This window comes from Kovacikia sp. CALU 1929 (assembly GCF_056784235.1).
The window spans coordinates 1-9,701 of the sequence record NZ_JBXBCF010000121.1; the positions used below are offsets into that span (position 1 = coordinate 1).

The window sequence follows — 9,701 nt, forward strand, 5'->3', positions numbered from 1 at the left end:
TTATAGTAGGGGCAAAATTCGTCGCTATCTCCGACGGCGCGGCATTCGCCTTACCATTCCGCGCAAAGACAACGAACGTCACAGAGGTAGGTTTGACAAGTCTCTCTACCGTGAGCGCAACCGGGTGGAGCGATGTTTCAATCGGTTGAAACAGTATCGTCGCATTGCCACTCGCTTTGAAAAGAAGGCTGAAAACTACCTAGCCATGCTGACTCTAGCCTCGATCATGATGTGGCTATAGTTTTAAAACAGACACTAGGATACAAAGCTTTATACCCCTCAACCCTCACTTTCCAGCCACTAACCCCAACCACTTCCTAACACCTGGCACCTAACACCTGACACCTGCCTCCTACCCTTACTCTCTCGCCCCTTCAATCGTCGTTTCGTCTTCCAGATAGTCCAGTAACTTCAGAAAATCTGCTTTGGGGAACGATCGCCCCGCAATTTCCCGAAATGCCAGTTGGGGTTTTGAGCCTTCAACCAGATGGTATCCCCAGTAAAGCAACTGCTTGCTGAACCGAATTGCCACCATTTCAGGATCAATGTAGTGGCATCTTTTATCCTCCTTTGCCAGATCTTTGAACTCACGCTTCAAAATGTCGTTCAGGACTTCATTCCGCTTGTCTTCGTCGGCATGATAGTTGTTGATCAGAACAAACAGTTCTGCCTCAGAGTTAATTCGACGAACGGCTTTGAACGTCCGCTTAATTACATCCGCATTTTTGTTGATGCCTAACGGGTTCAGCGTAGTCGGGATGATGCAATAGTGAAACCGCTTGATAAACTCCTCTGGGTTTGCATCGTATTCTGGGCTGCAATCACAAACGACGACTTTAACATCGGGGTAGTCTTCTTCACTCCACTCATCATGGTTAAGGACCGTGATCGTTGCACCTAAACTTCCCTTTGGACCCGGCAGGTAAACACCATCGCCTAGCAACTTACGCAGGTTACTTTGCCTATCCAGATCGACCAGGATGACATCATAGCCATTTAGGGCAAAGGCTCCTGCCAGATGGGCACTGATGGTTGTCTTACCTACTCCACCTTTACAGGTAAACACGCCAATATAGGTAATCTCTTCCCTGGGGGGTAGGGGGGGTGGTTCCATTTCCCAGAAAAACTGGTTGTCTTTAAAGGTGCCAAGGGAAATATCCACCACTTCTTCCGTCAGCATGTAGGTAAAGACGGAGGGGCTAAAGCCAGAAGTTGAGATCAAAAAACCTTTGGTGAAGCGGGCACCATTGGGTTGTTCCAGGAAATCAATGAACTTCTCCAGGTAGCCAACATGCACCTTTGCCTTGTGGTTCCGAAGCTGAACCGCAATAGACTCTTCACCCCGCTCTAGCTCGAAGGTATAGTCCTTGGTGTCGGGCGATGCTAATTTCACCTGCCATCCCTCCCGCTGAAAGAGCGAGATCACAGTTTGTTCCAGGTCGAGCGAGTTTGTAGTGGGCATAGGGTGTGGTGGTGGAGTATCCGCATTCCTCGTACCATATTACGCGCTGTAACGCCGTTTGGTGCTTAGAACTGCTGATTGGACACCCAACCTGGGGATCCATCGAAAGCCAGTTTAAGCTGGTTTACGTCAATTTCTTAGGCAGGTTTGTTCAGCGACAGCCAATTCAGAATACAGTTGCCGCGATCGCCGGTTGGTTCAATGACGATTGCCCCTCTGGATATAAATAGATCCCATTACTCCCGCTTAATACAACTACCTTGTACAGTCACAATAAACCCACAGGAGCGACTTACACCGCGTTTCCCCCTCATTTCACAGCCGTTGGGCTTTGCTCTGGTTGCAAAAGCGGTTGGGCACTCCGGCTCATTTTGGGATAGGCAATCCGCTGGTGGTTGAACTGTTGCCAGACTTCGACAAATACTGTCGCAATTTTGGACATCTCCTCACGGGTTAGCCCAGCGTTGATTAATTGCTGATCTTGCCAGCGGGCACGGAGGATTTTGTTGATCATGGACAAAGCTTCATCGTAGGTGGCTTCCTTTAGCGATCGCAACGCCGCTTCACAGGAATCTGCCAGCATCACAATACCAGTTTCGCGGGTCTGGGGAGTCGGACCATCGTAGCGGAAGTCTGATTCACACACTTCTGGTAGGGTTCCGTCGGGATTGGGGTTTTGCTGTGCCTGCTGCTGTGCTTGGTGGTAGAAGTAGGCAATCAACATGGTGCCCTGGTGTTCGGGAATGAATGCCTGGACTGCTTTTGGCAAACGGCATTTCCGTGCCATCACAATTCCTTCAGAAACATGCTTCTTAATAATTTCGGCGCTCTTGTGAGGATCATTAATCAGATCGTGTTTGTTGGGTCCACCCATTTGGTTTTCAATGAAGCCCAGTGGGTCATGCATTTTGCCAATGTCGTGATAGAGAGTCCCCGTCCGCACCAGTTCAACGTTGCATCCCAGGGCACGGGCAGCGGCTTCTGCCAGGGTGGCAACAAAAAGAGTGTGCTGGAAGGTACCGGGAGTTTTGGCGGCAAGCTGTTTCAGCAAGTGGCAGTTGGGGTTTGCCAATTCCACCAGGCGAATGGTGGTGACTAGATCAAAAACCTGTTCCAGATAGGGGCTGATACCGATCGCCACAATGCACCAGGCAAGTCCGATCAGGGCATGGAGGGCTGCCGAACCCAGGAGGGTGTACCAGACCATCCCCGAAGCGACATTAAACACCAGATAGAGGGAGCCTTGCAGTAAGCCAACTCCAGTGCCTAGAAGTGCCAGTTCTTCCCGCGATCGCAACCGTCCTGCCATCCATCCGCCTAAAAGACCCGCTCCGGTGCTCGAAAGCATCTGACCCCAGGGAATCTGCACTCCAAAGGGTAGTAGAATTGCCAGCAACCCGGTCACCGCAACGCCGATCGGCGATCCATAAAAACTGCCCACCAGCAGCCCAATCGCAGGCAGGTTAGTGGATGGTACTTGCAGGGCAACCAGTAAGGGGGTGCTCAAGCTCAAAAGCCAGATCAGGATGCGATCGCGTCGCCGCAGGGTGGGATGAAACCTGCGTTCAACAAACCAGAAGGTGACCACCGCCCCACTGACCAGTACCCCAAACCCAATCAGCCCCGTCCAGTCAATGCCTCTACGGCTGAGACCAAACTCATCCAGAAGGGCAAATTTACCCGTTGTGATTTCTTCCCCAGACCGGACAATAATCTCGCCCTCCCGAATCGAAACCATTTCTGGCTCAACCAGTTGGGCAGCATGTTCTGCCCGCAACCGCGTTTGTTCTTCATCGCGCACCAGGTTAGGCTGCAAGGACGACAGCAATACCCTGGTTGACATCAGTTCTGTCCCATTCGGGACATCTCCTTTAACTTGAATCCGCACAGCATTTTCTAAAATGGACTCCGTCAGTCCAGGAGAAATTCCCTGGGCGATAATCCGTTCAGCTAGTCGGGGAAGTTTAACTTTGACTTGCTGCCAGTCAACTGTACTCAGGTCAAGCAGAGTCGCATCATAAACCACCTTTTCCTCAGGAGAATTCTGCCCCAGCAAATTCAGGGTCGATGAATATTGAGAACGAGCCTGAGTGATGGCTTCCAGGAGGGCAATATATTCCCTGGAGTCAGCCGTGCGGGGATATGACAGTAGTTCCATCGCTGCCCGTCGCTGAGTATCATCCGCCAGATCTGACAGCTTCATCCGGGTACGACTGGTGTTTGCTGGAAAAGAGCCAGTGGGGTCGGCAATATTGAGCAATTTCTGCCAGTCTTCCTCACTCGCTTTACGCAGATAGGACTGGGTACTAACTGACAGAATGGCGGTTTTGGCAAACGGCAAGGGACCTGCCAATCGCCTCAACTCATCTCCATAATCTAACTGACGCTTGAGGTTGTCACGGATTTGCTGAGTAACATCTTGATCTAATGCCAGGACTGAAATTGAGCTTTTACGGGCGGCTCTCTGTTTCTCTTCCGTTGCCTTCTTATCCTCTACGGTTGCCGTTCTGGGAGCGTAAATCGTTTGAGGGGCTGCCCTGCCCGTATCTAATTTGGGAGCATTGTAAAACCGATGTCCGATCGCGCTGGTGAGCGTGGCTACTGCCAGAGCTGCGATGAGATAGGACCGCGTGGCTTTACCGGGCTTGGACGTGTGCGGCAACTGTCGCATCATCTCTGCCAGACTCGTAGAAAGTTTCCCTACATAGTTCAGGTAGGGTAACTTAAACCGTCTCACCAGTGGCTGGAACCGTTTCATAGTGACCCGCGATCGCACTGTTGACCGAAAAGGAATTGGAAATTAGCAGAGATCAAGACAGAACCACCCGTATAGCCCTTTCTATTATATGGAGCCGTCTCAGTCAGAGGTGCGTTGAGCAACCTTTACTCAAGCAATCAAGTCCACACCCTCAACGCAAACGAATCACACCCGGAGCTGCGATCGCCGGAACCTCCCCTAAGCAAGGAAGATTCAACTCATACACTCCAGCCCACACCCAGAACAATTGGGTTGCCAGTTGAGTCATCTGGTCACCCGTTACCCCCCAACTTAAAACAGGTGAACCATCCGCCTTTCCCAACCGCCAGGTCAGCGGTAATCCAGCAATACTGTTATGAGCACCCAGTAAAGCACCCGTCAGCCCACAGACAACCTGGGGGGACCCCCCTGACTGGGCAGCCCGCAACAGAGCAAGGCGAATGTCATTCGGTGTACTGAGGAAGCAATAGAGTGCCAGACAGATTGCATTCATACCAGACTGCATGGTTTGGAATGGGGCGGCTTGGAGGGATTGTAACCGAAAAATCGCAGTCCGTAGGGAAGCGCCCGATTGTACCAGGATTTGCACCTGCTCCAAGGCACAGACAAAATTGGGCTGGAAATCTTGCTGCAAATCATTTTGCCGCAAATCATTGACTAACTGAGGAATCAGTCGGGAGGGGGCGATCTGCTCTTTCAATGCCTGGGCGATGGTCTGACTCACAATCCTTACCATTTCAAGCCCAGCGGCATCGATCAACCATTGCTCCGCTACCTCTGTGAGAGCTTGCTGCCAGCGAATTGGATTGTCATGGAAAAAGAGAGCCATCGGCAGAGTGGCGATCGCCAGTTCTGCCCCAGTTACCCGTTGCTCCACCGCTAAGGCAGAACCGATGCCATGCCCCTTGCTAATAGTCAAGGCGGGCGGTAAATCCCACCCTATCCCCTGCCAATTGCCTGTTTGGATAAACTTTTCTGTCGAGCGAATGGCAACTTTCCCCCAGGGAAAAGCCGCTTGCTTGCCTGGAGCAATCCCCACATCCCCCCGGTCGGGTTGCCATTCCGACAGATTAAGCTGAGTCATCGCTGCCCAGTTGCCCTGTGAAGGATGCTTTTTCTGCGATCGCTGCGCCCAACAGTCAATCCCTAACGATTCCCCCAGTGCTGCTCCTAGCAGTGCCCCTTGAAAGCGACTCAACAACGAGTAGCGCATCAGTTCGTAAATTTATAGAAATGATCTCCATCCTAGCGGAGGAATCTGGCAGAACAATGGGGGCAGGAAAATGTCGGCTGACAAAACTTAAGAAATTCTATGGATGAATTCAGCTCTTAGTCACTTATAGTAGCCTTACAGCAAATTCAGTTGAATAAACCGCTATCAGTAGGGGGGTGATTGAGGAATGAGAATTCAGTAAGTTCCAAATTCATTCCCAATTGGGTAAGGTTGTCTTGAGTTTGGTTGAACAGCACTCTTGCTTACAGGATTCCTAAAATGTGTGGTTATTTAAAGCCGTCGCCGCGATCGCAAATCAAAGGGATTTTCGTCAGCCTGGCTATGGTGATGCTGGCTGCATCCGCTGGCTTTGCTCAACAATCTGGTTTTCCAGTTCCCAACCAGGCACCGACAACAACCCCGACTACAGAAACCGTAAATCGCCCCATTCTCCGCTCGGGTAGCAAAGGCAACGAGGTCAGTGAATTGCAGGCAACCCTCAAGCTGTTAGGTTTCTATAGCGGCAGTGTCGATGGGGTCTATGGGCAAACCACTGTTAGCGCAGTGTCTTCCTTTCAGCAAGCGGCTGGCTTAGATGCCGATGGCATTGCTGGTCCGGCAACTTGGGGCAAGTTGTTTCCCCTGGCTCCCCTGGCAGATGCCGATCCCCTGCCCCCCACCTCCCCAACCGCCGCATTACCTCCTTCCAGTGTAGTGCCCGTTCCCGCCGCTACCCAACCAGCAACTCCTGCGCCAACCAGTTCTCCGGCGGTTACGGCTGCGGTCAGGCAGCCTGCTACGTCGGGGACAAGGGGTACTACGCAACCCACTGCTCCAGAATTAACTTTTCCAATATTGAGAGTGGGAATGCGCGGTCCCGCTGTGATTGGATTGCAAAATCGGTTAAGGTCAATCGGGTTTTTGAAAAGCGGTGCGGATGGAGTATTTGGTCCTGAAACCCAGGAAGCGGTGCGGGCGGCTCAACGGAAGTTTAAGCTTGAAGCCGATGGTGTGGTCGGTCCCGCTACATGGCGAGAGCTATTGCAGTAGGAACTCCCATGCTCGTGCCGTTTGAAAGGTGGGAGGGATGCCGAAGTGTGGACTCCGGCGTAGTTTGGCAACGCTTGTTCAGGCAATAGAGAGCGCAGTAACGCTCTTCTCACAAATCTCAACGCTTCTTCACCTTCTGAAGGGTCTCGCTTCTGGGTGGCTTATGATCGAGGCAGCAGCGGCTTGTAGCCCGTTGAACCCGGTTTGTGAAGGTGAGTGCAGCCTTCGCGGGCGGGCTTCTAGCTCAAGTAGCCCACCCGTCAGACAGAGAGAATGCTATGTCAAAGGAAAATCGAGAGCTTGCGGTAGATACCAAGCTGGTAGAAGGCGATCTGCTGAATCGGATGACTAATCGCATCCGTAAATCTTTAGAGCTTCAGGAGATTCTCTCTGCCGCAGTTGCCGAGGTGCGATCGTTTTTGGGGACTGATCGGGTTAAGATTTACCGCTTTCAGCCGGATGGTTCAGGTCAGGTGATTGCGGAATCGATTCACGCCGATCGCCTGCCCCCCCTGCTTAATTTGCACTTTCCAGCAACAGACATTCCGCCCTATGCCAGAGAAATGTTTGTCAAAGCCCGTCAGCGGGTGATTGTGGATATGCCAACCGAAATGACTACCCTCAGTCGGCTGGAAAATCCCCTAACGACAACAAATCTGACCCTGGAAGATATTGATCGATTGCCGATTGAAGAGGTTTTGCAGCGCCCGGTTGACCCCTGCCATGTACAATACCTCATGGCAATGGGGGTTCAGTCTTCCCTGGTAATTCCCATCCTGCATCACCAAAAGCTATGGGGATTGCTCGTCTCCCACCACGCTCAACCCAAACAGTTTTCGCAGAAAAAGTTGCAGATTGTGCAACTGGTGGCGGATCAGGTTTCGATCGCGATCGCCCAGTCTACCCTGCTGTACAACGCCCGTGAGCGTGCCCGTCGAGAAGCAGTGATTAATCAGATCACTACCCTACTGCACTCACCTTTATCAGTAAGTGAGATCCTTAAGTTTGTTTTGGAGTCGGTTGTCAAAGCAGTACAGGGTTCTTCCGGTAGACTTTATCTGTTCGATCTCCAGTCCGCTGCTCCTGCTCAACTTTACACCTATGGCAGGCAGCCAACCCCTTTAACTGATCAGCAACCCCTGGAAGCCACCCACTTTTGGCAACATTTGATGGAAGAGGAGAATGCTTCTTCCCAGGTAGTTCAAGAACTATTTGCAAATTGGGAATTGCCCCTAAAACCAGAGATGGATCAAGAACTCTCCTCTCTAAAGAGTTCCTGCCAATTCCATCCGTGGGCAATCTCTGATATTTATCAGGAACCATTACTGAAGGAAATATTACCTATCTTTGGCTCAACGCCCATTCGAAGCATGATGGTCATGCCCTTAAAGTATGGAGAAGAACCCCTGGGCTATCTCACAATGCTTCGAGATGAAGTAGACACAGATATCCTGTGGGCAGGCAGATTTGATCCTGATCAACGGAACGATCGCCCGCGCCAATCTTTTGAAGTTTGGCGAGAGTTAAAAAATGGGCAGGCACAACACTGGTTGCCCGAAGAGATTGAACTGGTGCGATCGCTCAGCACTCACATCACCATGGCAGTGATGCAGAAACGCCTTTACCAATGTGAGCGGGAACATCGCCTGCTGGTTGAAATGCGCAATCAGGAACTCAACACTGCCCGTAGTGCGGCTGAAGAAGCCAGTCGGCTCAAGTCAGACTTTCTGTCATCCACCAGTCATGAACTGCGAACCCCCCTCGCCTCAACCCTCAACTATTTGAAACTCCTGAAAGAAGGCTTCTATGACAATCCTGAAGAGCTTCAGGAGTATATTGATGTGGCTTACCATTCAGCAGAAAACCTGGTTGCAATTATTAATGATGTCCTTGACATCGCCAAAATTGAAGCGGGAAGAATGCATGTGCAACTAGAACCCGTCAATTTACAGGAAATACTGCGCGAACAAGAAAATTTGTTTAAGCCTGAAAGCCGTCAAAAAGGCATTCCTTTAATCATTGATTGCCCGGTGAATCGGGTACAGGCAGATGCCATTAAGCTGAGGCAAGTTCTGACCAATCTATTAGCCAATGCCTTTAAATTCACACATACCGGCGAAATTCATATTCGGGCGATTCAACGCGCTCAAGACCTGGATGGCAACCCCCAATCAGTCATTGAAATTTCTGTGTCCGATACGGGTATTGGCATTGACAGTAGTCGAGGCAATCTTTTGTTTGAACCTTTTGTCCAAGCGGATGGTTCAATCAAACGGCGCTATGGAGGTACCGGCTTGGGACTAACCATTTGCAAACGCTTAGTGGAGTTAATGGGTGGTCAAATCAGGCTAGAAAGTCCTGGCAAAGGGCAGGGAACGTCCGTTACGTTCACCTTATCTGCTGTCCCAAATGGTTAATCGATAACCAAATTTGGGCATGGGTTGAATTGGACTGAGCAAATCACCGAAATTTCTAGACTTGAGTATGGTAATCGGTAATTGCTCATTGGTTGCAAAGTTGATTATCCCCCACCTATTAAGTAGGCAGGTGGAATTAAATGTAGGATGGGTTAGCGATAGCGTAACCCATGCGGGCGTTGGGTTTCGTACCTCAACCCAACCTACACAGGTCTTATATTTAATTAGTCCCACCTACTTACCTACATAAACCGATTGAATATTCTCTTAATTGATGATGATGAGATTTTGGCAAAGGGAACTGCTAAGTTAATTCAGCGGCTTGGCAATCACCATGTCCTGATCACAGATGATCCCCAGGAAATTGTTCGCCAATGCCAGAGTGGAAAGGTTGACCTGGTGCTAATGGATGTCAACATTCCTGGTGCCGAATGGGAAGGACGGGAAGTGAGTGGGGCAGACCTTGCCCGCCATCTTAAAACCCATGCTGATACCGCCCATATCCCCATTATTCTGATTACTGCCTACGCCATGTTGAGCGAACGGCAAGCTCTAATGGAAACTTCCCAGGCAGATGGCTTTTGCGCCAAGCCGGTGACTGACTACGAAGCACTGCTTGAAATGATTAATAGATTGGGTCAAAAGCCAGGGGTGAGGGGTGAGGGGTGAGAGGTCAGCAATTCTCATTTTGGCGAAAAGCTGTTCAAGCTCTGGGAATGCGGGTATTGTATTGACATCTGAGTGACCTAAAAGAGAGCCAGAACCGTTGAAAGAACGGGGATTGTTTGACACAATAGTCGG

General features: G+C 50.7%; 8 protein-coding genes. 5 read left to right on the forward strand and 3 right to left on the reverse strand.

What is annotated here, in order from left to right; all coding sequences use genetic code 11:
- On the forward strand, positions 1-241 hold a 241-nt coding region (locus tag AC1S52_RS33310), incomplete at its 5' end, for a transposase (protein ID WP_482033354.1).
- Positions 242-358: 117 nt separating this feature from the next.
- On the opposite strand, the gene AC1S52_RS33315 is transcribed toward AC1S52_RS33310, so the two are convergent.
- Entirely contained in the window at positions 359-1,462 is a 1,104-nt protein-coding gene (locus tag AC1S52_RS33315) for a nucleotide-binding protein (RefSeq protein ID WP_482033355.1), read from the reverse strand.
- An 8-nt stretch (positions 1,463-1,470) separates the two neighbouring features.
- On the opposite strand from AC1S52_RS33315, the gene AC1S52_RS33320 reads away from it, so the two are divergent.
- Positions 1,471-1,692 (forward strand): hypothetical protein, encoded by a 222-nt coding sequence (locus tag AC1S52_RS33320; RefSeq protein ID WP_482033356.1) that lies wholly within the window; start codon positions 1,471-1,473, stop codon positions 1,690-1,692.
- 80 nt (positions 1,693-1,772) lie between these two features.
- Here the strand turns inward: AC1S52_RS33320 and AC1S52_RS33325 are convergent, their stop codons facing one another.
- Together AC1S52_RS33325 and AC1S52_RS33330 are read right to left on the reverse strand one after the other, a co-directional pair.
- Positions 1,773-4,220 carry an HD family phosphohydrolase gene (locus tag AC1S52_RS33325; protein ID WP_482033357.1) on the reverse strand — a complete coding sequence of 816 codons (2,448 nt, stop codon included), beginning with the start codon at positions 4,218-4,220 and terminating at the stop codon, positions 1,773-1,775.
- Between the two features lie 151 nt (positions 4,221-4,371).
- On the reverse strand, positions 4,372-5,433 hold the full coding sequence (locus AC1S52_RS33330; protein ID WP_482033358.1) for an ADP-ribosylglycohydrolase family protein: 1,062 nt from the start codon (positions 5,431-5,433) through the stop codon (positions 4,372-4,374).
- A gap of 279 nt (positions 5,434-5,712) precedes the next feature.
- Here AC1S52_RS33330 and AC1S52_RS33335 point away from each other — a divergent pair, with 279 nt between their 5' ends.
- From AC1S52_RS33335 to AC1S52_RS33345, 3 genes are all read left to right on the forward strand, one after another.
- Complete coding sequence (locus AC1S52_RS33335; protein WP_482033359.1) at positions 5,713-6,483, forward strand: peptidoglycan-binding domain-containing protein; 771 nt, start codon at positions 5,713-5,715, stop codon at positions 6,481-6,483.
- Positions 6,484-6,761: 278 nt separating this feature from the next.
- Complete coding sequence (locus tag AC1S52_RS33340; protein WP_482033360.1) at positions 6,762-8,900, forward strand: sensor histidine kinase; 2,139 nt, start codon at positions 6,762-6,764, stop codon at positions 8,898-8,900.
- 255 nt (positions 8,901-9,155) lie between these two features.
- On the forward strand, positions 9,156-9,569 hold the full coding sequence (locus tag AC1S52_RS33345; RefSeq protein ID WP_482033361.1) for a response regulator: 414 nt from the start codon (positions 9,156-9,158) through the stop codon (positions 9,567-9,569).
- The last annotated feature ends 132 nt before the right edge of the window (positions 9,570-9,701 follow it).

What these genes read in the sequence shown, in the direction of transcription:
- AC1S52_RS33315 (WP_482033355.1), bottom strand. Translation starts at nt 1,462, where the DNA reads ATGCCCACTACAAACTCGCTCGACCTGGAACAAACTGTGATCTCGCTC.
- AC1S52_RS33325 (WP_482033357.1), bottom strand. Translation starts at nt 4,220, where the DNA reads ATGAAACGGTTCCAGCCACTGGTGAGACGGTTTAAGTTACCCTACCTG.
- AC1S52_RS33330 (WP_482033358.1), bottom strand. Translation starts at nt 5,433, where the DNA reads ATGCGCTACTCGTTGTTGAGTCGCTTTCAAGGGGCACTGCTAGGAGCA.
- AC1S52_RS33335 (WP_482033359.1), top strand. Translation starts at nt 5,713, where the DNA reads ATGTGTGGTTATTTAAAGCCGTCGCCGCGATCGCAAATCAAAGGGATT.
- AC1S52_RS33340 (WP_482033360.1), top strand. Translation starts at nt 6,762, where the DNA reads ATGTCAAAGGAAAATCGAGAGCTTGCGGTAGATACCAAGCTGGTAGAA.